At 47.0% G+C, this 25,796-nt stretch carries 24 protein-coding genes; 3 read left to right on the forward strand and 21 right to left on the reverse strand.

The annotated features are described in order from the left end of the window. Positions 1 to 64 precede the first annotated feature (64 nt). The 15 genes from K7P76_RS14980 to K7P76_RS15050 all read right to left on the reverse strand — a co-directional run bounded on the left by K7P76_RS14980 (position 65) and on the right by K7P76_RS15050 (position 15,071). The gene (locus K7P76_RS14980) at positions 65 to 1,705 is read right to left on the reverse strand and encodes a response regulator (RefSeq protein ID WP_232186114.1); all 1,641 of its coding nucleotides are present in this window, start codon (positions 1,703 to 1,705) and stop codon (positions 65 to 67) included. Then, the gene (locus K7P76_RS14985; RefSeq protein WP_232186115.1) at positions 1,698 to 3,500 is read right to left on the reverse strand and encodes a cache domain-containing sensor histidine kinase; all 1,803 of its coding nucleotides are present in this window, start codon (positions 3,498 to 3,500) and stop codon (positions 1,698 to 1,700) included. The genes K7P76_RS14980 and K7P76_RS14985 overlap by 8 nt, the downstream gene beginning before the upstream one ends. Before the next feature lie 206 nt (positions 3,501 to 3,706). Beyond that, positions 3,707 to 4,492 carry a beta-glucanase gene (bglS, locus tag K7P76_RS14990; protein WP_232186116.1) on the reverse strand — a complete coding sequence of 262 codons (786 nt, stop codon included), beginning with the start codon at positions 4,490 to 4,492 and terminating at the stop codon, positions 3,707 to 3,709. 60 nt (positions 4,493 to 4,552) lie between these two features. Next, positions 4,553 to 5,362, reverse strand: a complete 810-nt coding sequence (locus tag K7P76_RS14995; RefSeq protein ID WP_232186117.1) for a chitosanase — start codon at positions 5,360 to 5,362, stop codon at positions 4,553 to 4,555. 128 nt (positions 5,363 to 5,490) lie between these two features. Next, positions 5,491 to 7,503 (reverse strand): beta-glucanase, encoded by a 2,013-nt coding sequence (gene bglS / locus K7P76_RS15000; RefSeq protein ID WP_232186118.1) that lies wholly within the window; start codon positions 7,501 to 7,503, stop codon positions 5,491 to 5,493. 92 nt (positions 7,504 to 7,595) lie between these two features. Further along, on the reverse strand, positions 7,596 to 8,987 hold the full coding sequence (locus K7P76_RS15005; RefSeq protein WP_232186119.1) for a HAMP domain-containing sensor histidine kinase: 1,392 nt from the start codon (positions 8,985 to 8,987) through the stop codon (positions 7,596 to 7,598). A gap of 17 nt (positions 8,988 to 9,004) precedes the next feature. Continuing rightward, a complete protein-coding gene (locus tag K7P76_RS15010) occupies positions 9,005 to 9,703 on the reverse strand; it encodes a response regulator transcription factor (protein WP_232186120.1) in 699 nt (232 codons plus the stop codon). A 139-nt stretch (positions 9,704 to 9,842) separates the two neighbouring features. After that, positions 9,843 to 10,193 (reverse strand): VOC family protein, encoded by a 351-nt coding sequence (locus K7P76_RS15015; RefSeq protein ID WP_232186121.1) that lies wholly within the window; start codon positions 10,191 to 10,193, stop codon positions 9,843 to 9,845. A 27-nt stretch (positions 10,194 to 10,220) separates the two neighbouring features. Further along, positions 10,221 to 10,400 (reverse strand): hypothetical protein, encoded by a 180-nt coding sequence (locus K7P76_RS15020; protein WP_232186122.1) that lies wholly within the window; start codon positions 10,398 to 10,400, stop codon positions 10,221 to 10,223. A 38-nt stretch (positions 10,401 to 10,438) separates the two neighbouring features. Further along, positions 10,439 to 10,888, reverse strand: a complete 450-nt coding sequence (locus K7P76_RS15025) for an SRPBCC family protein (protein ID WP_232186123.1) — start codon at positions 10,886 to 10,888, stop codon at positions 10,439 to 10,441. Between the two features lie 13 nt (positions 10,889 to 10,901). Continuing rightward, positions 10,902 to 11,306: an ArsR/SmtB family transcription factor gene (locus K7P76_RS15030; protein ID WP_232186124.1), complete on the reverse strand. Its 405-nt coding sequence runs from the start codon at positions 11,304 to 11,306 to the stop codon at positions 10,902 to 10,904. Further along, a complete protein-coding gene (locus K7P76_RS15035; RefSeq protein WP_232186125.1) occupies positions 11,282 to 11,782 on the reverse strand; it encodes a DNA-deoxyinosine glycosylase in 501 nt (166 codons plus the stop codon). The genes K7P76_RS15030 and K7P76_RS15035 overlap by 25 nt, the downstream gene beginning before the upstream one ends. Before the next feature lie 94 nt (positions 11,783 to 11,876). After that, complete coding sequence (locus K7P76_RS15040) at positions 11,877 to 12,707, reverse strand: carbohydrate ABC transporter permease (RefSeq protein ID WP_232186126.1); 831 nt, start codon at positions 12,705 to 12,707, stop codon at positions 11,877 to 11,879. After that, positions 12,707 to 13,585, reverse strand: a complete 879-nt coding sequence (locus tag K7P76_RS15045) for a carbohydrate ABC transporter permease (RefSeq protein ID WP_232186127.1) — start codon at positions 13,583 to 13,585, stop codon at positions 12,707 to 12,709. Before K7P76_RS15045 ends, K7P76_RS15040 begins: the two co-directional genes overlap by 1 nt. Positions 13,586 to 13,664: 79 nt before the next feature. Next, a complete protein-coding gene (locus K7P76_RS15050) occupies positions 13,665 to 15,071 on the reverse strand; it encodes an extracellular solute-binding protein (protein WP_232186128.1) in 1,407 nt (468 codons plus the stop codon). Positions 15,072 to 15,255: 184 nt separating this feature from the next. Here K7P76_RS15050 and K7P76_RS15055 point away from each other — a divergent pair, with 184 nt between their 5' ends. From K7P76_RS15055 to K7P76_RS15065, 3 genes are all read left to right on the forward strand, one after another. Continuing rightward, positions 15,256 to 15,978, forward strand: a complete 723-nt coding sequence (locus K7P76_RS15055; RefSeq protein WP_232186129.1) for an MBL fold metallo-hydrolase — start codon at positions 15,256 to 15,258, stop codon at positions 15,976 to 15,978. Further along, positions 15,975 to 16,538 carry a TetR/AcrR family transcriptional regulator gene (locus K7P76_RS15060; RefSeq protein WP_232186130.1) on the forward strand — a complete coding sequence of 188 codons (564 nt, stop codon included), beginning with the start codon at positions 15,975 to 15,977 and terminating at the stop codon, positions 16,536 to 16,538. The genes K7P76_RS15055 and K7P76_RS15060 overlap by 4 nt, the downstream gene beginning before the upstream one ends. 125 nt (positions 16,539 to 16,663) lie before the next feature. Next, entirely contained in the window at positions 16,664 to 17,779 is a 1,116-nt protein-coding gene (locus K7P76_RS15065; RefSeq protein ID WP_232186131.1) for an HD domain-containing phosphohydrolase, read from the forward strand. Here K7P76_RS15065 and K7P76_RS15070 read toward each other — a convergent pair whose 3' ends face one another. From K7P76_RS15070 to K7P76_RS15095, 6 genes are all read right to left on the reverse strand, one after another. Further along, complete coding sequence (locus K7P76_RS15070; RefSeq protein ID WP_232186132.1) at positions 17,780 to 18,433, reverse strand: fumarylacetoacetate hydrolase family protein; 654 nt, start codon at positions 18,431 to 18,433, stop codon at positions 17,780 to 17,782. Between the two features lie 3 nt (positions 18,434 to 18,436). Next, positions 18,437 to 19,258, reverse strand: coding sequence for a glycerophosphodiester phosphodiesterase (locus K7P76_RS15075; RefSeq protein WP_232186133.1), 822 nt, complete (start codon positions 19,256 to 19,258; stop codon positions 18,437 to 18,439). Then, positions 19,242 to 20,489, reverse strand: a complete 1,248-nt coding sequence (locus tag K7P76_RS15080; RefSeq protein WP_232186134.1) for a CapA family protein — start codon at positions 20,487 to 20,489, stop codon at positions 19,242 to 19,244. The genes K7P76_RS15075 and K7P76_RS15080 overlap by 17 nt, the downstream gene beginning before the upstream one ends. Positions 20,490 to 20,624: 135 nt before the next feature. Then, positions 20,625 to 22,217 carry a beta-N-acetylhexosaminidase gene (nagZ, locus tag K7P76_RS15085; protein ID WP_232186135.1) on the reverse strand — a complete coding sequence of 531 codons (1,593 nt, stop codon included), beginning with the start codon at positions 22,215 to 22,217 and terminating at the stop codon, positions 20,625 to 20,627. Between the two features lie 16 nt (positions 22,218 to 22,233). Continuing rightward, the gene (locus K7P76_RS15090; protein WP_232186136.1) at positions 22,234 to 23,871 is read right to left on the reverse strand and encodes a response regulator; all 1,638 of its coding nucleotides are present in this window, start codon (positions 23,869 to 23,871) and stop codon (positions 22,234 to 22,236) included. Positions 23,872 to 23,877: 6 nt separating this feature from the next. Further along, positions 23,878 to 25,722, reverse strand: a complete 1,845-nt coding sequence (locus K7P76_RS15095; RefSeq protein ID WP_232186137.1) for a sensor histidine kinase — start codon at positions 25,720 to 25,722, stop codon at positions 23,878 to 23,880. Positions 25,723 to 25,796 lie beyond the last annotated feature (74 nt).

Genomic DNA, 25,796 nt, shown 5'->3' on the forward strand with positions numbered 1-25,796 from the left:
ATAGTAATGATTTAGTAAAGATGTTTCTGGTCCTAATCATATAGGGAAAGGGTGAAGGGTGAAATTAATAATCTCGACTGAAATATGGACTATTTCGACTTTTAGTGCAGTTCCTCTTAAAATCCGACGGGCTTTGCCCATGTACCTTGTTAAAGATACGATTGAAATACAAGGGATCGGGAATACCTACCATCTCAGATACTCTTCTTACACTCAAATCCGGATTTTTCAAAAGCTCCTGCGCTTTTTCCATACGCAAATCATTCAAGAAATGGATGATCGTTTTTCCTATTTCTAACTTGAACAATCGAGTCAAATAGCTTTCATTCAGATTTACATGATTGGCAATCATCCTTAATGTAATTTTTTGATCCAAATTTTTCAGCATAAAATCAATAATATCCCTTATTTCTTTGCGATATTTTTTGGAGGAAAGCGTTAACGAATTTTCACTTAGAGCAAGCACTGCTTTTACGAAGGCATCCTTGAATTCTCCTATTGTCTCTGCTTTAATCAATCTTTTTTTGTAGGGCTCGGACAGCACTTGCGGTTGCTCCGTATCTGCTCCAGCCAGTTCCCACTCTTCAATCGCAAATAAGGCCATCTTAAGCACTAAGGATGGATGAAAACGCTCCTTACCTGCCGCATCTAAGAATCCATCAAATACTTTTAATAAGCCATTCGTATTGCCAGATTGTGCAAATTTCTTCAATTCCTCATGATAGGAAGGATTCAACTTGGCAAAGTGCAGATGATCAAACACAGTCTCCCTCGCATGCGCAATCATGGGTTCACTATGATAAAACCGCATTTCAGCTGCTTTTTTACAAGTGACGAAGACTTCCCTTGCTAAAGGTAAGCCCTTGAAAACGCTACTGATCAAAACACTCACATCTAAATCCAAATATATCTTGAGCATGCTTGAAATTTGCTTGGCCAACTGGAGCTTCCGGTGATCTGTGCCATTTTTGTCGCTTTCCGGTATGATAATAACAAAATCACGGAATCCGATCTCGGTAAATTCCGCTTGGGAAAACTCATTTATGATTTCTGATATTATATTCTGTATGGAAAAAATCAGCAGCTGTTTGTCCGCCCACTTCCCTGTTCTCAAGATTTTCTCAACTTGATCCAATGTCAGGTAAAGTAAAAAGCTTGGAGCATTGCCGAATGTAACGTTCAGCTTCTGCGCTTTTGCAGCAATACCGTTTTCTAACAAAAGATCATCATGGAGTAATTCCTTGAGGAAATTTTTACGTGACTGCAGCAAGCTCTCTCGCATCACAATGGTATTCATTCGATGTATTTCCTTCACTTCTTTTTCCGCAATAAGCTCGATGACTGCTTTACCCAACACATCTAATAGCTCCTCTGGCTTCAAGGTAAGCTTTAATAAATAGTCGACTGCCCCAAGTTTCATGGCATCTCGAACCAATTCATAATCATCGTAATTGCTTAGAACGATCACTCTGCCATGGAATAGAGGATCCTTATTCAACCTCTGAATAAGCTCCAGTCCACTCATTTTTGGCATCATTAAATCCGTAATAATAATATCCGGACGATGCTGCTCTATCATACCAAGCGCTTCTAAGCCGTCCTCCGCCCCACCAACCCACTCAAATCCATGCTCCTCCCATGGAATCATCATCTTGATCCCAATTCGCATGATCTTCTCATCATCGACTAGCAACACTTTAATCATTGTCCATACTCTCCATTCCCAGCAGAGGCATCATCAAGATTACTCGGGTTCCTTTTCCCACTTCACTTTCAATCGTCAGCCCGAATTCTTCGCCATAGTTAAGCTTTATCCGTTCATTCACATTTGAAATCCCAATATTGGATAGCCGATGCTTGTCTTTATATCCGGATTCCATCAACTTCTCGATTTGCTGCTCGTCCATTCCCTTTCCATTATCGCGAATAGTGATTCGCAAATATGCACCCAATTCTTCAGCGGAAATAATAATCTTCGAATCATTTTCCTTGGGATTCAATCCATGAATAATTGAATTCTCAACAATAGGCTGCAATATAAATTTAAGAATACGGCTATCCCTTAATCTTTCATTGATCTGATACTCTACCTCAAACGAGGTTCCATAGCGGAGCCGTTGTATAACAATATAGTTTTCCACATTTTTGAGTTCGTCCCTTAACAAAATCAATTCTTTTTTATCGACGATTGTGCTGCGCAGCAGCTCGGCAAGCGACGTCAAACCACTGCTTACACTAACATCGTTATTCAACATCGCCGTCCATTTTAATGAATTTAAAGTATTAAATAAAAAATGGGGGTTGATTTGGGCTTGAAGCATTTGCAATTCAATTTCACGTTTCTTATTTTGTTCTTCTTTTGTGTGATCTATCGAGTTCCGAATTTGTTCAACCATACTATTAAACTTTCCTGTCAGAAAACCAATTTCATCCTTGTTTGAGTCTTTAATACTAACATTCAGATTGCCGTCCGCAACATGCTTCATGTTCAGAGTTAATAATTTCAGCGGCTTAGAAATACTTGTAGAAATAATAAAAGTAAGCAGCAGTGAAAAAACAAGACATAACGCGCATACGTATAAAATATAAGGCAGCACCTTTCGCGTCTCTTTATTCAAATAAGCTTCGGGAATCATGCTGATCAAATACCATCGGGCTGAGGTGTCGTAGGAATATGCCGCCAAATAACCGTTACGTTGCATCGTTATGGAAAAAGAGCGTTTACCTTCAGCTTCATTCGAAACGATTTGTTTGATTAAAACGCTGTTTTCGTGTTTTTTTCCAACCTGGATTTCCCGATTTCGGGCTGATAACACATTTCCTTGTGAATCTAATATAAAGAGATCCGCCCCCTCCCCCATATCAACGTCCCCATAAATATCCCGAGAGTAAAAGCTTTCTTTAACTGCGATAAAAATATAACCAATGGGATGCAGCCAATTTTCACGTGAATGGATCTGCCTGCCAAGAATAATGCAATCGACATCATTTTTCGTCGTCACATGTGTCCAAACATCGTTGCCATCATACTCCGCTATCATCTTCGTAAGTCGACTAATATCTTCTTCTTTCAATTGATCGTAGCCCAAATCGTATAACATTTCTTCTGAAGAATTATAAATTTGCAAGGATTTAATATGATCTAGCAGCTTCCTGCCGCTGAACGTTTGATTCACTTCATAATAGGTATCCATTACAGAATGCATATCTAATTTCGTCGCATTGATCAGGTTGGTTTGCACTAGATTATTCGTCATAATTTGATCGCTTAAGTATTCCAGCTTCTTATTCTCTCGATTAGTTTCATTACGGACCTGATCTAATATCTGCAAAGAATAAGTACTGCTTTTGGCATGAATCGCTTCGCTCGTTTTTTGATAGGTAAATGTGGAGGTGATAAACAAGGGAAGAATGGATAAAAAGAGAAACGAAACGATCAGTCTATTCTTAATTCTTGAATTGCGAATTAACTCATATAACAATATTTTTCCTTTCAGCATTGACTTAACCTCCCACTAAATCCTTACCTAATTAACACCATTGATTCAGGTCCATGTTAACATGGAATTGGCTAGGGGCTCTGTATAAACTAAAGCCACAAGATTATGAAAACATCCTTGTGGCTTTAGATTTTTATTTTTATTTACGGTATCCACCAATTTCCGGAAACGGTGTTCATTGTTTTAATCTGCTTCATTGCACCATCCTAGTCTGCGGGTGTAAACTTAATCCAATCATAGTACGCCCGAATAGGTGAACCGGAATAAACAAACGGATGGGTCCATCCTTCAAACAGTCCTGTTCCCGGCCATAAGTTAGCCATAATGTGGCCCGGCAATGTCGGCAGTGGACCGCGCTGGCCTGTTTCCGTATGCACGAGTACACCATCCACATACCAATTGATCGCTGTTGAAGACCATTCAAAAGCATAATCATGAAAGTCTGCGGCGGCATCGAATCCAAGATCAATAACAGTAGCGTGGTCGCCATCTCCATCAGTATAATAATTCGTTTCCAATTTCGTTGTATCTTTTCCAAGAATTTCAATATCAATCTCATCCCATTGGGTACCATCACTTGGGCCGGTGTAAGTGAAAAGAGAAGTGACCACCCCCTCTCCTTGAGCCGCTTTTATACGCCCTTCGACGCGTCCGTAACCGTATTTATTGTGTGTGGCATATTCACCGGATGCATACGATTTGCCTGAACAACCGGAAGGGCACGGCTGATCGTCCAACTGCAATGCCATAATTCCATCTTCAAACTCGACATGATCCGCCCGCCATCCGTTGCCAAAGTTCTCCCCATTTTCCCAACCATCCGCGGTGTACCATAACTGGCTATTCATGCCGTTTAGCTCCTCATAGAAACCATTACCAGCAGCATTTGCAGTAGTCGCTGTAAATGCTGTCTGAGGAACTACAACTGTCAAAAGTATAGCTAGAAAAAATCGAATCGGGTTCAAGTTAATTCTTTTCTTTTGAAATAACATAGTTTAGTACCTCTTTTCATTGGATTGATAATCATGTCATTGTCAGGTAAACCGCGTATGCTATTGAACTGTTACTTGCCATTCTGGCGTGTTAATTGTAATCGGACCGTTCAAATCCCAATTGCCATCGGCGACAATGCTCTTGTACACATCTACACGACCGACTGACTTCTTCCATTCTTCTCGGGTTGCTGGATCGACCGCATTTTCCAAATCAGCTCTGCGCACGTCCAGAAAAGCGTTCATCCAATCCTTCTCGTCAACGCCGGATGCAGGTGTTCCACCCATCCTTTCATTCGTCCAGTTAATCAAAGCGGGTAATGAGTCCGAATAATCGGCAGAACTGCCATGTTGAATGATCGCATCATACAATTGTCCGCGAGACAAGTTCAGATTCAAGCCCAAATTGTCAGCAAATACTTGAGAAGGACCATAGTACATCTCATCGACGACGTCATTTTGCACTTGACGGAATGTCGAATCGTTGCCCAAGGAGCGCCAAGCCTCAATATATCCACTCAACCCCGAGACGTCATCTTTTTGCGATGCTGTATTTAATCTCTCAAGCTCAGACAGGTATTGAGCCAGCGGGTTTTCCGGAACAAGGTCTGTAAACCTTTTCACAACGACATAAGCATCACCCGTACCGGTGGTAAAACCGGCGCGTCCAGATGTAATGCCACGACCGTCGTTCAAATTTTCCGCATATCCATACTGAAGTTCTGTAGTACCGTTCTCAAATACGCTGGTGATCGCTTCGGCACGCGCTTTGTATTCGGCATCTAACCCGGCTGCAGCGGATGTTGAAGCTGAAAGCGTTAACATAACTAAACAAGTAAGTACAGTTAATAAGTACAGTTTACGTAACATAAAAGCACATCCTCTCTGTTTTAAGTTCGTTTAATTTTTTTATTTTAATAATAAAGGGAAAGAATACAGGGGGACAATTAATAATTTCGACTGAAATATGGATTATTTCAACTTTTTTAAATTTTTATTTACGGCGTCCACCAGTTTCCGGAAACGGTTATCATGGAAAGCAATCTGATGCTGTTGCCATAATAGGTATTACTCGAAGTAGGAGAGTTAACAAGCTCTTTCCACAACGTGTTCAGCCATTTTTGATTGCCTGATTCCACCATTGCACTAACCGCAAACGGTCCAGAATAGGCAATTGTGCCTTCATTGTCTTTCAGATCTGTTCCGTTTAATTTATAACCGGACATGATTTTCTTTGGATCGCCTTTTGTTTTCGATTGAATCCATTTATTCATTGTTTTAATCTGCTTCAATGCCCGCACATCACCTGATATTAGGTAGTCAATAGGAATTCTCCATGGGGTGCGCGCTGCGTTCCAACTGAAATAACCATCCCTATCCGTTTCGAGTAAATTTGCTGGTGAAGGCGTATAATTACCATTTTTCAATACTACAAAGTCTGGAAGCAACCCGGTTGAAGGACTGTATCGGCTTGCGATGGAACTGATTATACGATATGTTTTATCACTCACTCTTGCCCAGTTACCATCGCCGGAAACCTTTTGAAATACTTTCAAATGGCTAAGCATAAAATCAGATGGGCGAGTGGCAGTGCCATAGTCAGCATCGCTGTCATCTACCCAATCGCCAAATTTCAAGTTCCATTGGCTATGATTTATATCTTTTGCCATTATCGCGTTAATTACAGCCTTAGCCTCACTCCTATAGTTGATCTTCCCGCTGCTCCCCCACTGCTTATCCGCTAACAACAAGCCGTAAGCGATGTCCATATCTCCATCCGTAGCCGAACGATTTCCATTATCGCTATCACTCTCAGGAGTATCGATGATGTTTCCATCGCTTGTTATCATTTGTTGCCAAGCCATTAAAGCCGAATTGTTTATGCTTGGATGTGCTTTATAAAAACGATACAGCCCGTCAAAGTACTCTTTGGCACGCGAATCGTATCCTGCCATCAAGGCGGTGATCATCATCCCATAACCGTGTCCTTCTGAACAAGAGACAGCATTGGCCGGTGTCGCTACATTTTCAAGATTATAAAAAACGTAATACTGATCAGACTTTTTGGGGTGTTTTTTCAAATAGGTGTTTTTCCATTCATCGTACTTTTTACTCACGTCGTTATCCAACTGCTGCTGAGTAACGTAGTTTGGTTTAATCGCGCCCTTTACATACTTAGTATGCTGTGGAAAAGGCCGCATGGTTTGCATTTCGTCTGCTGGCGTAAACTTAATCGAATCATAATATGCACAAATAGGTGTACCGGAATAAACAAACGGGTTCGTCCATTGTTCCGCAGCTCCTGATCCCGACCATAAGTTAACCATTATGTTGCCCGGCACTGTCGGCAGCGGACCGCGCTGGCCTGTTTCCGTATGTACGAGTACACCATCCACATACCACTTGATCGCTACTGGAGACCATTCAAAAGCATAATCGTGAAAGTTTTCGGCTGCATCGAATCCAAGATCAATAACGGTACTGTGCTCACCATCCCCATTAGTAAAATAATTTGTTTCTAACTTCGTTGTATCTTTTCCAAGTATTTCAATATCGATCTCGTCATTTTTGGTGTCCTGCGTTGGACCGGAGTAAGTAAACAGAGAAGTGACCAATCCATCTCCTTTAGCCACTTTCATGCGCGTTTCGACGCGTCCGTAACTGTATTTATTGTTCGTAGCATATTCACCGGATGCGTACGATTTGCTTGAACAACCGGAAGGACACGACTGATCGTCCAACCGCAATGCCATAATTCCATTTCCAAACTCGACATGATCCGCCCGCCATCCGTTGCCAAAGTCGTCCCCATTTGCCCAACCGTTCGAGGAAGACCATAACTGGCTATTCGCGCTGTTTAGCTCCTCAGAGAAACCGCCAGCAGCATTTCCAGCTGCTGCATTCGCTGTAGTCTCTGTAAATGCTGCCAGAGGAACTGCAACGGCCAAAAGTATAGCTAGAAAAAATGGAACCAAGTTCAATTTATTTTTTTTCTTTTGAAACAACATCATTTATCACCTCTGTTTTTTGGATTTTGATTTTATTCAATTCCAATGTTAACAGGAGAAAATTTCCCTCGGCTTAAACAAATTTTAATGCAACCTTAAATTTTAGGAAGAAAGATACGGAATATCGTGATCTCCTCTTGTGTACTGAGTAATTGAAGTGACCCGTTATGAAGGCCGACAATTTTTTGGGCGATCGCCAGCCCTAAACCTGTCCCTCCGTCATTACCGCGTGCTTTGTCGCCGCGTACAAAGGGCTCGAAAATAATAGATTGCAAATGCAAGGGAATACCGCTCCCATCGTCTGCAATCTCCATAAAAATTCCATCGAGCTGATCTCGCAAGGTGGTTCGCAAGCGAGTGCCTGCCGGATTGTACCGTACCGCATTTGAAATCAAGTTACTTATTACACGCCCCAACTGCTCTCGGTCAAAGGAATAGATCACTTCTTCCTCTGGTATTTCTATCTCCAATTCAATTCCTTTTTCTTCGATTTCGGAGAAATGCTCCAATATGATTTCACGCATACATTCGCCGATATCTTGTTCCTTTTTATCTAACTTGAAAGTTGGATGGTCAAGCTGCGTCATTTCAAACAAAGTATCCATTAATGAGTTAACCCGTTCCGCTTTATTATAGATGGACAGAAGATAGCTTTTTTGTTTGTCCGCATCTTTGACCATTCCTTCATGCAGAGCTTTTGCATAACCATATACGGTAGAAATAGGCGTTTTCAAATCATGGGCGATATCGGCGAGCATTCTTTGCCTGTCCTGTTCCATCTGCTTCTTTTCTTCATTGGCCCGTTCTAATTTCTCAGCCATATCGTTTAATGTATCTCGAATTTGCAAAAATTCGCTTTCCAGCTTTAATTCCAAGCGAACCGTATAATCCCCTGCTTTTAATTTATCAATTCCTTCAGCAATCTTGGCAAGCGGATAACTGATTTTTCTTGCCGTCCATCTGCTGTAAACAAAAATTACCGCAGAGGATAGCAGAATAAATCCAAACACGGCTCCCAAATTATAGCGTTGAATGAGTTTATCTCGTTCTATAGCATTTTGTTTGTCCCAAATGCTCACTTCTAACTGATCTACGGGTATTTTTACCAAATAAGAATAAGAATTTCCTTCGTTGCTAAAAGAAGCTACCGAACTGATATATGGTGCATGCTCGGGGTCATTGTCTAACTGCAGCGATTCTGATGTTGTTCTGTCCAAGGGAGTCCCTATGTATTGCGTTACTTTATTCTGTGAATCCAGTACTTCGATCCAACCATTCACTCTCATAATCTCATTAATTATAGAAGCCTTTCCCTCATCATCATCTTCGGCGTCCACCAAATCCTGTGCCGTCCTCACATATAACTCTTTATCTGCGTAGCTCTTATCCGCCCCTTTGGACGCATATAATATACTGACAACCCCAACTGCGCTAATGACGATGACCAAAAGAAAATAGTGAAGACGCAGCATGTCGCGAATGCTCATTATCCTCCGGCGCATCCTCAGCACCTCTTTTCAAACTTATAGCCAAGTCCCCGGATCGTTTTTAAATAAACCGGGTTTTTAGGCTCCGCTTCAATCTTTTCGCGCAGTTTGCATATGTATACCATGAGCGTATTGTCATCGCCAGCGTACCACTGCTCCCAGACGCTTTCGAGAAGCTGTCTTTTCGTAAATACCCGCTCCGGATTTTCCATAAAATGAAGGAGTAACTTATACTCGATAGAGGTCAGACCAATGGATTGTTCGTTTTTGTACAATTGACAGCTTGCTTTATCTAAAATTAGATCGCCAATCTTCACTTGCTCGGAAGCGACAACCTTTTCAGTCTGAACATGATGATATCTTCTCAACTGCGCGTGTATCCGCGCGACGACTTCCAACGGATTGAACGGCTTTGTCATATAATCGTCCGCACCGATATTGAGTCCCAAAATTTTATCATGATCCTGCACACGTGCGGATAACAAAATGACAGGTATCGAAAAGGACTGACGCAGTTCCCTCACGACCTGAAATCCGTCACGCTCCGGCATCATGATATCAAGCACAACCAAATCGACCTTATGCTTTCGAACGATATCTATAACCTCCTTCCCATCAAAAGCTTCCAGAACATGATACCCTTCGTTTTCAATGTACAATTTTAATAAATCGACTACCTCTCGCTCGTCGTCCACAATCAGAATTGTTTGACTCATTAGTAATCCCTCTCTCGCTTGAGTTCCTCACCACTTCGTTTCTCTTTACATTGTAGCTGCAACTTATCAGATAATAAAACAAAACCTATTCAAGTCGCAGGCATGCGACAAGAATAGGCTTCTTTTTATTATCTATCTTTTAACCGCGAGCTTTAATAATGCCGACAATGTTGTTCTCGATATCTGTAAAGAGCGCCATCGTTACCATGTCCGGAATTTCGGTAATAGGCATGATGATCTTTCCGCCCAACTCTACTGCCTTGTCTAAAGTAGCCTGCAAATCGGCCACCTCTACATAGATAGTAACATATCCCGGACCACCGTCCGATCCGCTGATGCCTCCGTTAATTCCGCCGCTTTGCGTATCGACCATGCCATAATTCATTGGGTTGTTTGCGTTAATCTCCCATTGAAACAGCTCTTTGTAATAATTTTGCAATTTGGCTCCATCTTTTCCGGTAATCTCGAAATGAACGACAGGATTTGGCATCGAACTCTTCCTCTCCAATATGTATTTTTAGGCTTGCAGCCCCAATGTTTTGTGTGTTTCCGTTAGCCAACCTACGATTTGATCTTCAGACATGGATTTCAGCATGTCGCTATGGTCGTGAATCGCATGATGCCACATTCTCGCTTCTACTGCATGCGGATTTTCATCCTTTACAACATGACCGCAGTTGCAAGCCAATTCTTTCATTCCGTTCACCTCCTTTCAAGGTTGGATTACCCCTATTCCTAACCAAAATACTTTAGCAAGCTTCCTTCCAAAGAACTGCTCCAGCCCTTGTTATGTTCTTCTGCTTCTTCCCTTGTGGAGAAGTTTTCATGGGTTATCACAAGCTCCGTTTTTGAATTTCGTTCATGAAACTCAATGGTGACAAGCGTTTCCTCAAGCTCCGAACCATTATTTTCCCATTTCCAGGTAAACACTAGCTTTTCATTGGAGATAATCTCCTTATAAATACCGGCGATAACATGATCTTTCCCGTTCGGAGAATGCATAATAAAACGGTAATGCCCCCCTGCTTTAACATCCATTTGATCAATGGTAGTCGTAAACCCTTCGGGTCCCCACCACTGCTTCAATTGTTCTGGATTTGTCCAAGCTTGAAACACATTTTCTTTTCTCGTATTGTACGTGTGATTAAGTTCAAGCGTAAATTTTCCATTTTGCATTGTGATCATTGTAAGTAACTCCTTAATCACTGTTTGTATTTTTGTCCAGAAAACGTTCAAGACTCGATAACTGCGAAGTCCAAAACCCTTTTAAATCTGTCAACCATTGCTGTGCAGTATCCACAGATGCTGGATTCAAGTAGTAATAGCGATACCTCCCTTCCTTGCGCACAGACACTAATCCAGATTTCCCCAATACCTTTAGATGCTTTGAAATCGCCGGCAAAGACATAGCGTATGGCTCAGCCAATTTCATAACCGTCATTTCACGTTGGGCTAACTGCTTAATAATCTGTCTTCTCGTCGGATCGGACAGAACTGAAAAAATTTCATTTAACGTTTCTTCTCGATAATTAACCATAAAGTTAAATATAAAGATGAAATGATATCTTGTCAAGCTGCTTACAATTCCATAATCGCGCGCCAAGCCTGCAAACGATCCTCCAACCCACGGTACTGCGGCGTAGGTATCGGGCTTGTCGAAGGCATCCGAATCACCTTGCGGCCAGCAACTTCAGGAAATGAGCCATAATGCTTACTCAGCTCGGCAAACGACTTCGCTCCATTGCATACAAGCGCCTCAATGTTCGGATAACGCTGGAGCAGCCCCGGAATGTCGTTCGGAACAGCCAGCTTGATATCGCTATCCAAGCTCCCTTTTCTCTCGCAGTTCGCGATGACATCCCACAAAGCGACGCCATTGCCTAAAGCGAACGCGAGCCTGTCCTCGTAATCCGGATCGGGCTCCCGATTGTCGAACAAAGCGTACAAAATCCTCCACAAAAAGTTCCGGGGATTTCCGTAATATTGATAGGCCCGCAAAGATGCGACACCCGGCATGCTGCCCAAAATCAAAATACGGGAGCGTTCATCGATGAGCGGCGGAAACGAGCTAACGTTCATCGGCACCCCCTCCTTTCGCGTCTCTCCCCCATTTATAACACAAAGGGCGCTTGTCCCCAAATGGAGACAGCGCCCGTCTGTTAATGCCTTATTTTTACCCCTTAACGCTTCCCGCCGTAATCCCTTCGATAATCTGCTTCTGCAAGAATGCGTACAAGAGCAGCACCGGAGTTACGCTGAAAACAATTCCCGTACAAATCAGAGCATAGTTCGTCTGGTAAGCGTCCCTGAACCCGACCATACCCGTTGGCAACGTGCGCAGCGTATCTTTGTTGATAAAGAAATTCGCCAGCAAGTACTCGTTCCAGTTGCCCAGGAAGTTAATGATGAAAACCGTTACCAGCGCCGGAAGCGTTAGAGGCAAAATGATGCGGACGAACAGCCCCGGAGCGCTTAAGCCGTCAATGATCGCTGCCTCTTCCAGCTCATTCGGCATCGATTTCATAAACGCGGATATGAGCAAGATGCTGAATGGCAATGCGCCTGCCGTATAAGGCCAGAACAGCGCCCAGTGGGTATTCAGAATATCCAGCTTCATCATTAATATATACTGGGCGATAAACAATACGTTACCCGGTATGAGCAAGCCGATCAGAACGCATTGATAAATGATTTTGCTCGTAATCCGGAATTTCATGCGCGTCAGCGCGAATGAAGTACCCGCCGCCAGCAGCACTCCGAGTACAGCGGTTGAAAGCGCCAAATAGGTGCTGTTAAAGAAATAAACGTCGATTTTAGCTTGAACCCAGGCGTCTACGTAATTTTGAAAATAAAAATCTTTAGGAAACGCGAACGGAGACTGGGAAATTTCGACATTGTCCGCTTTCAGCGAAGAGAAAAGAACAAATACGAAAGGAAACAATATGATGGCCACGTACACCAACAATACGGCGTGAGGCACAGCTTTCTTCAATGAAGTCGGCATCAATATTCAATCCTTTCCGTCTTACCGAACGTAAGCTGATAAATGGCCGTAAACACTAACGCGAAGGCGAAAATAATAATGGCCAGCGCGGTCCCATAACCGTAGTCGCCGAATTTGATCGCTTTATTGACCATGTAGGAAGCCATAACTTCCGTCGATCCGGCAGGGCCTCCGTTCGTCATAACGAGAACGATATCGACAACCCTCATGGCACCTGCAATGGAAAGCATAACGACGACGGAAATGATCGGTTTGATCAGAGGAACGGTTAAGTACCAAGCGCGTTGCGTCGCATTCGCCCCGTCGATTTCCGCCGCTTCATCGATTTCTTTAGGAATGGCTAGAATAGCCGCCAAAATTAACACGATATAAAAGCCGACCCACTGCCAAGCGTTCGTGAGCAGAATGGCGATCATAGCCCATTTGGGCTCCGCCAGCCAATAAATCGGATCGAGTCCGAAAAAGCCCAAGAAAGCCGAGATCGGTCCAATGTCCGGATCATAAATGAAGCCCCACAAAATCCCGATAACGGATGTGGAAAGGATGGACGGCATGAACACCGTCGTTTTGTAAAAGCCTTTTAACTTTTTAACGTTGCTAATCAAAAGCGCTAAGATGATAATAATCGGAACCTGTAGTCCTACGGAAAAAACTATGAAGTACATATTGTTGAATATTGCGCTGCGGAAACTCTCGTCCCCGAATGCCGTCGTGAAATTATCCAAACCGATGAACCGGGTCTCATCCAATCCGTTCCAATTCGTAAAAGCATAGAATACGGAGGAAAACATGGGGTATAAAAAGAACAACCCGTACAGCGTGATCGTAGGAATAATGAACATTAGGTAAACAGCGGGATTCTTTAGCGTATTTTTCATGGTTCCTCCCCACTATGGACAAGGAGGCCCACCCACGCAGGGGCGGGCGGTGCCTCCTCACCAACTTCCAATGCTTAAATTATTTCTTTGCGTTTTCCGTATCTTGTACTTTTTGGATCGCGTCCCCGACTTCTTGCGGAGTCGCTTTGTTGGCGATCAGCTTCTGCAGTTGATTTTCCGTTTCGGCGTTAACCGCTTTTTGTACGACGGAGTCAAAGTGCACGAAGGAAGAGCCGGCGGCTTTCATCGTATCCAGAACTTGTTTAACAAGCGGATCCGTAACTTTACCCATCGCTTCATCGGACAGCTTCATCGAAGGAAGAACGCCGTCTTCCGTCAAACCGCGAAGCTGCATTTCGTCGTTGTATAAATTTTTGATGAATGCTTTAACGGCTGCCAGTTCGTTCTCGTTCAAGTCGGAAGAGAAACCATAACCGTTTCCGTAGTTCGCATTGATCGATGTTTGTTCGCCGGCAGCGTTCGGGATAGCCGGCAAGGCTATGAATGCGACTTTACCGTTAATCGCTTTAGCTACGCCATCCGCTTTGAAAGCGGATGAGCGCCAGCTGCCGTCAAACATCATGGCTGCTTTGCCTGCACCGAATTCATTCAACATATCGTCGTACGTTTTGCCAAGCTCGCCTTTTGTAAAGTAGCCTTTTTTCACGAAATCTTGGTAGAGGGTATACGCAGCGACAATTTCCGGTGAATTCCATTTCAAAGTACCGTCCGTGAGACCGTTCGGGAAGCCCGCTGCGACATGACGGCCAAGCAAAGTATCGACCAGCATGTTAGGAACCCATCCAGCTTGGGAAGCCTGCGCGAAAGGAGTGATTCCTTTGCCTTTAAGCGTGTCGGCGGCTTTAATCAAGTCATCCCATGTCGTAGGCGGGTTTAGTCCGTTCTGTTGGAAAATTTCCGTATTGTAAAATACGCCTTCCATGTTGCCTCCGATTGGCAAACCGTAGATTTTGCCATCCAATGTAAATTGACCGAATACGTTAAGGAATTTATCTTTCAGCTGCAGTTCATCCAGAATCGGAGTCAGGTCAAGCAAGCGGCCTGCTTTCGCGTATTTCAATGCGTCAGCGTTACCTCCGAACAAATCGAAAATTTTCGGTTGGTTGCCGGCAGCCATCTCGGCTGGCAGCTTCGTGAAGCGGTTTACCGCGTCCTCTACGCCGTCCAGCTCGAATTTCAAGCCCGGAACCTCGGCTTCGGTTTTCTTTACGACTTCGTCGAGAATCGCTTTGCGGAATTTTTGCGGTTCGCCGATTTGAATATGGCGAAGGGATACGGTGAACGGCTCCACTTCTTTACTTGGAGAAGCGGGTTCGCTTGCCGGTGCGCTGGCACTGGCACTGGCGCTCGGGCTAGTCGATGCGGACGGTGAAGAAGTATCGTTGTTCTTCTTGCTTCCGCATGCTGCCAACAATGTCGACAAGGCGAGAATGAGGGTAAGGATGACCATTGCGTTTCTTTTCACTAGGTAGACCTCCCAAAAGGTATATGTTTGTTGCTTGCATCCTTATTGTAAGAGTAAACTCCCCCAAAGTAAGGGAGTCAAACAACTAAAGCAGGGATAAGATCATCTTGAGGCAAAAACCTCTTGTTAAAACTAATCACATTAGTTATTATAATAATACAATTAGTAAATGGAGGCGTTAATTATGGTTAAAACAACATGGGGACCCGTAACGCAACTGAATTTTCTCCCCCGGCTATTCCCGATGAACTGCTACCTTATTGAAGAGGACGATGGCATTACGCTAATCGATGCGTGCATGCCCTTCGTAGCCAAAGGAATTCTCACGGCTATTGAAGCTACGGGTAAACCGCTCAGCCGCATATTGCTTACGCATGCGCACGATGATCATATCGGTGCCGTTCCATTCCTAAAACAAAAGTTCCCCGATGTCCAAATCGGAATTTCGCGCAGAGATGCATCCATCCTAAAGGGTGACCGCAGTCTATTGTCGCAAGAAGCCCAAACGCCGATTAAAGGCGCGATACCGAAAAAAGCGCTGTTCTCTCCCGATTTTCTTATTGACGATAACGACCGTATCGGTTCGCTCGTAGCCGTAGCCTCGCCCGGTCACACGCCTGGTCACTTTGCTTTCCTAGAAACGACCAGCAATACGTTGATTGCGGGTGACGCTTTCCAAACCAAGGGAGGGTTGGCCGTATCCGGACATATGAAATGGTCCTTCCCCTTCCCTGCGATGGCAACTTGGCACACTCCGACCGCGATCGAAAGCGCGCGTAAGCTGCTCAACTTAAACCCTTCCGTGCTCGTTGTAGGCCACGGTTATGCCCTGCATCAGCCTGCGGACGCCATTGATCGCGCTATTAATGAGGCAGAAAAGCAATTGAGCAGGAGGAAAAGCGGATGAGGGCAGGCATTAAGCCGGAAATCGTCATCGGTGCCGCAGCGGAAATTGCCGACCGGGACGGATGGGATCAAGTCACATTGGGGAATGTTGCCGGACAACTCGGAATCAAGACACCTTCCCTGTACAATCACGTAGCCGGGCTTCCTGATTTGCGTCAAAAACTATCCCTGTACGCCATACGATTGCTTAGGGATAGATTAAACGATGCCGCTATCGGACAATCCGGCAAGCAGGCGCTTATCGAAATCGGCAAAGCCTATGTCGGATTCGTGCGTGTTCATCCGGGACTTTATGAAGCGGTTAACCGCTTAACCGACCCGAAGCCGCCCGAATTCGATAAAACCGCCGAACAAATATTGGCCTTATTTATTCGGCTTATGCAGCCCTTAGGGCTTCCCGATACGGAAGCCGTCCATGCTATACGCGGTTTACGCAGCATGGTGCATGGATTCGCTTCATTGGAGTCTATGGGCGGATTTCAAATGCCCGAAGATTTAATGGAGAGTTTGACCAAAGCGATCACTTATTACATCGATGGTTTAAGCGGGCATTTCGCGTAAATGACGGCCTCGAGCTATAAAACAATGTTTTCCTATAGGAAGATATTGTTTTTTTGCGTTTTCCTTGCAGGATTCGACACGATTCTCGCGAATAAGGGAAAGGAGTCGTTAAGGAGTGAACCCTAATGTATAAGAAAGAGCTGACACCGGAAGATTTATTGCGAATCATATTCGACTACACGGCGAAAATCGCAAGCGAGCAGAAATTGAACGCCGTGCTTGTTCTTATGGCCAACATGGGCCGCGAAATGATTTTATCCGATAGATGCACCGTGTGGCTCATAGATGAACCTAACCATCAACTATACACTACCGTTGCACATGGGGTAGACGAGATCCGTATCCCATACGGTACGGGACTTGTGGGCAATGCCATAATTTCCGGGGAACCGATTATCATCGAGGATGCTTATAACGATCCGAGGCATAACGCGGAGAACGACCGCAAAACGGGTTATCATACGAAATCAATCATTACCGTACCGTTCCGCAATAACGACGGGGAAATTATTGGTGCTTATCAAGCCATTAATAAATTAACCGAAATCGATTATTTCACTCTGCGGGATTTGGAACTCTTGTCCTTGGCGGCATCCTATGCCGGCAAATCGCTGGAGTCCGTTATGCTGCACCAGGAAATCATCGACACGCAGCGGGAGATCATCTCTACGATGGGTGAAGTCGGTGAAATCCGATCCAAAGAAACCGGTAACCACGTTAAACGGGTTGCCGAGTATTCTTACGTACTTGCGCTCGGTCTCGGCCTAAGCGTCGATCAAGCAGAACTGCTTCGGACTGCCTCGCCAATGCACGATATCGGTAAAGTCGCCATTCCCGACGCGGTATTGAATAAACCGGGCAAATTGACCGAAGAAGAATATGACATTATCAAATCGCATACGAAAATCGGTCACCAATTGCTTAAAGGATCCAAAAGACAATTGTTGAGAACGGCGGCTATCGTTGCGGAGCAGCATCATGAGAAGTGGGACGGCGGCGGCTATCCGGCAGGGAGAAAAGGCGAGGAAATCCACATCTTCGGCCGGATTACCGCGGTTGCCGACGTCTTCGATGCGTTAAGCGCGGAGCGGGTTTACAAGGCGGCTTGGCCGATAGAGAAAATCGAAAATTTATTCCGGGAGGAACGAGGACGCCATTTCGACCCCGACGTCGTCGATGTCTTCTTTAGCCAACTTCCGAAGCTCCTCGAAATTCGCAAGCGGTTGACGGACGAAGAGTAATTAGAGGGACAGCCTAACCTGTCCCTTGCCCAAGCTCTCCTCATGCCACCACACCTCAAGCGTATCCCCTTCGTTCAGGGAACCGACTCCTTCCGGCGTCCCCGTATACAATAGATCTCCCTCTGCCAAGCCATACGTTAACCCAACGAAATCTACGATCTGCTGCAAGCCGAACACCATATCCTTAGCGTTCCCGCGCTGCACTTCCTTATCGTTGATCCTCAAGCCGAAATCATGCTCGGTTATCGCGGGCACGCCCGGAAAACTCAACCATCGACCTAGCGGTGCGGAGTTCCGAAAGCCTTTGGCCGCCAGCCAAGGATGTCCCTTTGCCTTTAACCTGTCCTGGACATCCCGGAGCGTCAGATCTAATCCGACGGTAAAAGCGCTAAGCAGTTCATCGCAGCTAATGCCGGCTTCATAGGTTCGTCCGACAGCGAGTACGAGCTCCGCTTCGTAATGCACGCTTCCTTGCGCCCCGGGTACGACGAGGGTTCCGTTTGTCATGCTGACTGCCGCATGCGTCGGTTTCGTAAACAGCATCGGCGATGAAGGCACCTCATTGCCCATCTCGGCGGCATGGAGGCGGTAGTTGCGGCCAATGCAATAAATATTGCGAATATCCGGGGATAACGTCGTCGTTGTTGCACTCATCTTCTAGCTCTCCTCTTTCACAGCCGCCAGCCAGCGGTCCGGGTAGTTGGTGCAAAGCTGAAAAGGCTCAGGACGTTTCGCCAGCCTGCGTAAATCGCCGGGTGAGTTGACGGTCCAGGCCATGACATCGATAGAAGCGTCGGCGCTCTGCTGCAACAGCTGCGGGGTCAGTCGGCCATATCCGATAGAAAGAACGGATGCCCCCATTACCGTTAACATGGGGATAAGATTGAAAGGCCGATCATCGATAATAAGACCTGTTCGCATAGCTGGATAATAATTGCGTACGGATGATAGCAATTCCGGATGAAACGAGGTAATTACGGTATCGTGTTCCAATCGATAAGAGCGAACAACATCTACTACCTTCCGGGCTAGAAGATCGCGATCCGCAGCGTCGCCTTTCAATTCCACGTTTAATCGGCATCTTCCGGAAGTCAGGGCAACGACCTGCTCCAGCGTCGGAACACCTTCCGAGGCAAAAGAAGCATGAAACCAACTGCCTGCATCCAAAGCTCCAAGCTCCGCAGCCGTCTTCTCCCGGACGAGCCCTTGCCCGTTGGTCGTCCGTTTCAGCGTGCCGTCATGAATGACAACGGGAACGTTGTCCCGGGACAAGTGAACGTCCAACTCGATCCATTGTACGAACGGTTGACTCATCGCCATACGAAAGGCGGCCAACGTATTTTCCGGTGCGCGCCCGGAAAATCCACGATGCGCAACGCAAGGATGTAACGCAGCTCGTGTTACTTCATTCACAATACTCATCCCTTTACGAGAAAATCGGGCTTTGGTGTCCAGCATTTTTTTAACGAATCGCCTCAATGATGCCATCCTCCCTCACGGAGGCTCCAAAGGATAAAGTCGATAATCGGGCTAGCAAAGCTTTTCCCGCAGTTTCATCCATCGGTGCGGGTTGAGAGTTTGTCGCCAACATCGGATTAAATTTCAACGAACAAGTTCCTTCTTTGCTGCATTCCGCGTTTAGGACGCCCGTTTCCGAAGTTTTGGACAACGTTGTCGTCGAGAAAACAAAGTTGCCTAAGCTGTAGGCTATCCATTTGCCCTTATAAGCCTCGAAGCCTTGAAGAACATGCGGATGGCTGCCAATGACCAAGTCAGCCCCCGCGTCGACGAACCGATGCCCCAAATCCGTCTGGTGCGCTACCGGCGTATCTACCTTTTCCACGCCCCAATGTACCATGACGACGACGATATCCGCGTTCTGTTTCGCCGTCTTAATCGCCTCGACTGCACGATCCGGAGAATAAGCTTCCGCGACGCCTGGATGAGAACGGTCCGCCTTCCACGAAACATCCGGTACGACCCGTGTGAGGCTCACGAATCCGACCGTTATTCCTTTGCTTTCTATGTATGCCGGCGCAAAAGCTTCACGATCGTCGTTGCCCGATCCCGCATGCTGAAGATCGGCATCGTCCAAGTAGTCCATCGTGTCGCTTAATCCTTGCCAGCCATAATCCAATGTATGATTGTTGGCGAGCGATAAGTAATCGAATCCCGCTTCCTTGATCGCGGGAACGGCTTCGGGAAGTCCGCGGAACACATATTGCTTGTCTTCGGCGGGAGTGCCTCTGGTCGTAATGGGCGTCTCCAGATTGCCTGCCGCGATGTCCGCAGCTTCCAGCAGCGATTTGGCCTCGCGGAAAGGGTGATCGAACCCATTCTTCTTCATCAAGTCCAACACTTTGGCCGCGGGCAGTATGTCTCCGACCAATGCGAGCGTAACCGTATCCCCTTCCGATGCCGGAGGCGACGATTCCTCTTCAGGCGAAGCAATTACGCCGCTATCGTCGGATGGGTCCGGGGAAGGCGCCGTGGACTGCGACTGACCTCCATCCGGCGTATGACTGCTTTGGGCTTCCTTATTGCCCGGATTGTTTTCTTGGCCGTTATGACTTCTATTGGAACTCCATACGAGAACGGCGACGATCACGATACCGGTCAACAGAATGCCATTAAGCATAAGCAAAAACCGGGTCTTGCTGCGGCGTTTCGATTTCTGTTTGCTCTGCGTCTGCGATCGCGAATAGCTCATAAATTAGTTGTCCCTCCGTCTCTCTTGCACGTTGCTCCTGCCCCGTATTATACATCAAGGCGGCAAAAAAGACGATTTCGCCGCTCGTAAAAGAGGAGAAACCGTCGTATTTTCGGTTATTACGTCGATTTATGCCTATTTCCCCGCGGATGCCCGTGCGTAGCTCCCTATCGTTACAGGGAGTTTAGCTTGAACGGGTATTTCTCCGGATAACACGCCGGCCAAAGCGGTCATCATGGCGGGTTTATTCTCGTAAGCGCACAAGTAGATCGAAGCTTCGGGGGCTGCCAGCAAATCGTACGGCGTTCTCAACGCCACCCATACGAACTTAAAGCTTGGGTTTCCCGACAGCTCGCGGATTAATTCGGTTTGTCCGGATGAGAAACCCGCGTCGTAGGAAGCGTATACGAGAGTATCGCACCGGCTGGCTGCCAATCGAACAGCCGCTGCATCTTCATCGGTCGGGTCAACCGCTATTCTTATTTCCTCGATAACGAAACCAACGTCCGCCAGAGCCGCGCCAAGCGTCCATTCTTGGGAAATGACTTCAATAACTTCGGTGCCCACGCGGGCTTCCGTCCATACGACGACGGTTTTGCTTGCCTTAGACAGCGGCAGCTCCGATCCGCCCTTCACGACCGTAATCGCTGCTTCGCAAAGCTGGCGTTGGACTTCTGCGGCCCGAAGCGGGTTCGCAGCCGTAACGGAATTTCGGAATAATCCGCGCGATTCCTTAAGCTCCCATATTCTTCGGGCAGCCTCATCAATGCGCGACTCCGAAATTTCACCCGTCATTACAGCTTCCATTACGGCCTCTAAAGCCGCGGTTTGACGGGTAAGCCTATGGCTGACCAATATAAGATCCGCGCCGGCCTTAATCGCTTCAACCGCTCCCCTCGCCACTCCGATCGTCTCCGCTATCGCGTTCATTTCCAGGCAATCCGTCACGATGACGCCTTCAAAGCCCATACGATCGCGCAGAAGTCCCGTCAATATTTTCTGGGAGAGCGTCGCGGGAACGCCGTCCGGTTCGAATGCGGGGAACACGACGTGAGCTGTCATGATCGCATCCACTCTTTGCCATATCGCTTGGCGGAACGGAAACAGCTCTATTTCATTCAGCCGATCTACGCCGTGCGGGACGGTAGGAAGCTCGTGATGAGAATCAACGGCCGTATCGCCATGCCCCGGAAAATGTTTCGCTACCGCCGCGACGCCGCCTTCGCGATAACCGCGAATAGCTGCCGTGCCCAATTGCGCAACGCGTGCAGCATCTTCCCCATAGGACCGGACTCCAATGACCGGATTTTGCGGGTTGTTGTTGACGTCCAAACAGGGGGCAAAGTTCATGTTGATTCCGATCTCGCGCAATTCCGCGCCCGACCATTTGGCCGCCTCGCGCGTTAATTCCGCATTGTCGGCCGCGCCTTGCGCCATCGCTCCGGGCATAACCGTCACGCCTTCTTCCAACCTGACAACCATTCCGCCTTCCTGGTCTATCGCTAAGAACAATGGATCCGCCGAAGCTTGCTGAAGCTTGCCCGACAACGCTGCAACCTGAGCTGCGTCGCGAACGTTTCGCCGGAAATAGATGACGCCGCCGATCCCGTATTCCTGTATCAAATTCATGATGTCGTTCGTCGGCTCTAGGCCGTCGAAACCGCACATGAAGAGCTGTCCGATTTTCTCCTTGAGTCCCAGTTGCTCAAAACTTCTGTTTGCTTTCATCGTTATGTCTCCCCCGTCACTCATCGTGGATCGCCCATGCCGGCAATTCCGCTTCCTTGCCGCCTTGATTCTGGTGCCGCTCGCGGAATTCCGACGGAAGCATGCCCGTATATTTGCTGAACACCCTGGTGAAATAACGACGTTCCAAGTAACCGACCATCTGGCCGATTTGCGTGACGCTTTTGTCGCTTAAGGCGAGTAAAGACTTTGCCATTTCCATGCGCTGCTTCGTCACGTATTCTACGAAGGTTTCTCCAACATGCTGCTTGAATAACAGACTGAAATAGCTTCCGCTTATGCCAAGGTAATCAGCGAGCATATCAATGCTGAGCTCTGTCGACAGGTTGCGTTCGATATAATCTCTGGCCGATAACATGAGCACGTCGCTCGTCTTTTTCTTCATGACGCTTTCGATCGATTGGTCGACTAGCCGATTAATAACGAGCAGCGTTTCGCGAATGCCGTGATGCTGATCGATCTGACGCCAGATGGCGATCTCTTCCTCGCGGGTCATCACTTCCATCGCCCGCATTTCCCGCAGAAGATGAATGCACAAATAATGGACGATCGGCGCGACCCGCTCGAAAGAAGTTTCGGGAAGCAAACGGAAGCTGTCGTTAAGCTGCTTCAGCGCGGTTTCGGTGCGGCGGCGGTCGCATCTCTTCAAACCCGTGACCATTTCCTCTATCCGATCCCACAACTGCTGCGAAGGTTCGGTACTGCCTCTGATTTTCTCGGAAACGATGACCCCGAGTTCCGCGGACGGGGACAAGTTAAGCGAGCGTTGCAAGCTTTTATAAGTTCTGGCCAACTGCTCTAAGGAAACTTCCGATGGATGCAGCGCGATGCGGATGCTCAGCTTGAGATAGCTTTGTACCGCATGCCGCAGCTTTTCCGCCCATTCCAGGCTCTGCTCGCGATTGTACAGATCCGGAGCCATTCTTTCGATAAGCACGCACCATTCCCCGCTTCGCACCTGCAGCACGGAATGAGGTACGCCGAACGATACGAGGTTTTCCTGCAAAATATTGTGAATGGCAAAATTCCACAGCTTACGTTCTTTATCGTCCCACGTTCTTTCCCGTTTGGAGTAGTCGGCGACATCGACCAGCATCATTGCGAACGTCAAATTCTCCCCTTCCATCTCATGAAGCTTCAGGAAGGGCCGGGTCGAGCCTCCTCCGAGATCGACAAGTCTGTCGTACAGCACCTTCTCGTAGGCGAGATGAAAAACCTGCTTCCATTCCTGCTGCATCGACTGCTGCTCAACGCTTCTTTCACGAATGCCGTCCGCAAGCCGCTTGATCGTATTCGCAAGCTCTTCGTAGTCGATCGGCTTCAGAATATAATCTTTCACTTCATAGCGAATAACCGATCGTACGTAGCTGAAATCCTGATAACCCGTCAACATGATCACTTCCGCTTCCGTGTCGAACTCCCGGAGAGCGCCAAGAAACTCGATCCCGTCCATGACCGGCATCCGTATATCGCACAATATTAATTGCGGTCGCATCGCACGCGCCAACTCCAAAGCTTGCTCGCCGTTGCGGGCCGTCCCGATGAGCTCGATGTCGAGTTCGTCCCAAGGAACGACGGCTTGCAGGTTTTTCAAAATATTGATTTCGTCGTCGACGAGCATCGCTTTAAGCCTCAATAGCAATCACTCCCCCGTAACCTTTGGTATCAGGCATTTGATGACGGTTCCTTGACCTGCCTCGCTGCAAAGAATGAGCCCGTACCCGCTTCCGTAATGAATGCGCAGACGATCGGCTACATTACCGACGCCAAGCCCGCGACGTTCACCGGTTTCGGGGGATTCCTCATACATTTCCTGCAAGGAGGTCATGCCGCTAGTCGCGAATTGGGCCAACCGTTCCTGTGAAATGCCGATCCCATTGTCTTCAATATATATCGCGATATTATCTTTTTCTTCCCGGGCGCTCACATGGATTCGTCCCATGTAATCAATCCCTTCGAACCCATGCTGGATGCTATTCTCGACAAGCGGCTGCAGCGTCAATTTCAAGATTGGATTTCCCATGAGCCGCTGAGGAACGTCTATCGTATATTCGAACAATTCTTCGAATCTGTACTTCTGGATTTCCAGGTAGCTTGTCAAATGCTCCAGCTCCTGCTCGATCGTTATTTCTTCTTTTTGCTGGATGCTGATTCGCAAAATATTCGCTAGCCTCTGCACCATTTTGCTTACTTTGCGGCCTTCGTTCTGCACCGCGAGGATGTTGATCGATTCCAAGGCATTAAACAAAAAGTGCGGTTTAATTTGCGCCTGCAGCAGTGCCATCTCCGCTTTGCGCTTGCGCCTCTGCTCCTGCTTCACGTCTTCGAGCAGCTCCGCTATCCGGGTTACCAAGCTATTAAAGCCTCTGGCTAGCGTAGTCGTCTCGTCTTTGCCGACGATCTGAACGCGCGTCGAGAGATCGCCTCGCTCCACTTGGCGCATAGCTCTTACAACCCGCACGATAAAAGTAACCGTACGACGGACGAACATGAGATTAAAGGCCAGCGCGAGAATGAGTGAGATAGACGTGATGACCGCCATCCAACGTAATACGACGATCATGTCGCCGGATAAATATTGCCAGGAGGTGACCATGACCAATTTCCAATCCCCGACGCCGAGGCGCTGCAATTGCAAGTCCTGCACGGAAACGAGGCTTTTGCGTCTATCGAAGGACAACGTTTTGCTTTGCGCCTCAGAGCTTTCCAAGTTAATACCCTTAGCCGTCGTATCTACGAGATCGGATACATACCTTCCTTCCGCCTCCGACTCGTTATCGAATATAACTTTGCCATTGCCTCCGACAATGAGAAAACGTCTGTCGAGCTTGCCTTGGCTGCTGTAAAAGCTGAAAATCCGGCTTAACTCGTTCATCTGAAACCGCGTCACCAGCACGCCTTTGCTCGTAAGCGTGTCAATATCAAGCAATACCCGGATTTGCGTGAAAAAATTATTTTCGCCCGTCAAATCCCGATCCTCGTTAGGCCCGACCCATACCGGAGCCCCGTATTTCCGCAAAACCTCGGCATAGATCGGGTTGCTTTCCAGAACTTCCCGAGGAATCGGAGTATCTTTAGTAAAGTTAACATTGACTTGACGGTTGTCATTGCGATACAACGTAACGGATTTAATGCCCGGATAAGTTAGGAGCACACGCTGGCGCAACCGCTCCTTCTCCAGCAGTTCATCGTAATCGGCATTGCTTTTTGCCGGGGTGTTGCCGCTATTCGGATCCAGGCCTCCTAGCGATTGTTTCAAGCTCTCTACGCTATCTTCCGTCGTAACCCAGAAATCGGAAAAATAATTGGCTTCCTTGATCATGTTATTGATATTCCGTCCGATCGCCTTCAACGTCAGTTCCGTCTGCTCCGCGTATTTTTCCTCGGTCACTTTCTGGAATACCAAATAAGAAACGCTGCCAAGCACGAACAAAGGAACGATAATAAAAGCGAAAAATGCGGCGAAAATGCGTTTGCTCAAACTCATCTGTCGGCGCCCGTCCTCTCGGGAAATGTGACTTCATTATAGCAGGAGGAGGAAGCTCTAGGGACTGGATAGCG

The organism is Cohnella silvisoli (assembly GCF_021190915.1).
GTDB classification, from domain to species: domain Bacteria; phylum Bacillota; class Bacilli; order Paenibacillales; family Paenibacillaceae; genus Cohnella; species Cohnella silvisoli.

Coding starts and splice junctions, on each gene's coding strand:
- K7P76_RS14980 (WP_232186114.1), bottom strand. CDS start 1,705: ATGATTAAAGTGTTGCTAGTCGATGATGAGAAGATCATGCGAATTGGG.
- K7P76_RS14985 (WP_232186115.1), bottom strand. CDS start 3,500: ATGCTGAAAGGAAAAATATTGTTATATGAGTTAATTCGCAATTCAAGA.
- bglS (WP_232186116.1), bottom strand. CDS start 4,492: ATGTTATTTCAAAAGAAAAGAATTAACTTGAACCCGATTCGATTTTTT.
- K7P76_RS14995 (WP_232186117.1), bottom strand. CDS start 5,362: ATGTTACGTAAACTGTACTTATTAACTGTACTTACTTGTTTAGTTATG.
- bglS (WP_232186118.1), bottom strand. CDS start 7,503: ATGATGTTGTTTCAAAAGAAAAAAAATAAATTGAACTTGGTTCCATTT.
- K7P76_RS15005 (WP_232186119.1), bottom strand. CDS start 8,987: ATGAGCATTCGCGACATGCTGCGTCTTCACTATTTTCTTTTGGTCATC.
- K7P76_RS15010 (WP_232186120.1), bottom strand. CDS start 9,703: ATGAGTCAAACAATTCTGATTGTGGACGACGAGCGAGAGGTAGTCGAT.
- K7P76_RS15015 (WP_232186121.1), bottom strand. CDS start 10,193: ATGCCAAATCCTGTCGTTCATTTCGAGATTACCGGAAAAGATGGAGCC.
- K7P76_RS15020 (WP_232186122.1), bottom strand. CDS start 10,400: ATGAAAGAATTGGCTTGCAACTGCGGTCATGTTGTAAAGGATGAAAAT.
- K7P76_RS15025 (WP_232186123.1), bottom strand. CDS start 10,888: ATGATCACAATGCAAAATGGAAAATTTACGCTTGAACTTAATCACACG.
- K7P76_RS15035 (WP_232186125.1), bottom strand. CDS start 11,782: ATGAACGTTAGCTCGTTTCCGCCGCTCATCGATGAACGCTCCCGTATT.
- K7P76_RS15040 (WP_232186126.1), bottom strand. CDS start 12,707: ATGCCGACTTCATTGAAGAAAGCTGTGCCTCACGCCGTATTGTTGGTG.
- K7P76_RS15045 (WP_232186127.1), bottom strand. CDS start 13,585: ATGAAAAATACGCTAAAGAATCCCGCTGTTTACCTAATGTTCATTATT.
- K7P76_RS15055 (WP_232186129.1), top strand. CDS start 15,256: ATGGTTAAAACAACATGGGGACCCGTAACGCAACTGAATTTTCTCCCC.
- K7P76_RS15060 (WP_232186130.1), top strand. CDS start 15,975: ATGAGGGCAGGCATTAAGCCGGAAATCGTCATCGGTGCCGCAGCGGAA.
- K7P76_RS15065 (WP_232186131.1), top strand. CDS start 16,664: ATGTATAAGAAAGAGCTGACACCGGAAGATTTATTGCGAATCATATTC.
- K7P76_RS15070 (WP_232186132.1), bottom strand. CDS start 18,433: ATGAGTGCAACAACGACGACGTTATCCCCGGATATTCGCAATATTTAT.
- K7P76_RS15080 (WP_232186134.1), bottom strand. CDS start 20,489: ATGAGCTATTCGCGATCGCAGACGCAGAGCAAACAGAAATCGAAACGC.
- nagZ (WP_232186135.1), bottom strand. CDS start 22,217: ATGAAAGCAAACAGAAGTTTTGAGCAACTGGGACTCAAGGAGAAAATC.
- K7P76_RS15095 (WP_232186137.1), bottom strand. CDS start 25,722: ATGAGTTTGAGCAAACGCATTTTCGCCGCATTTTTCGCTTTTATTATC.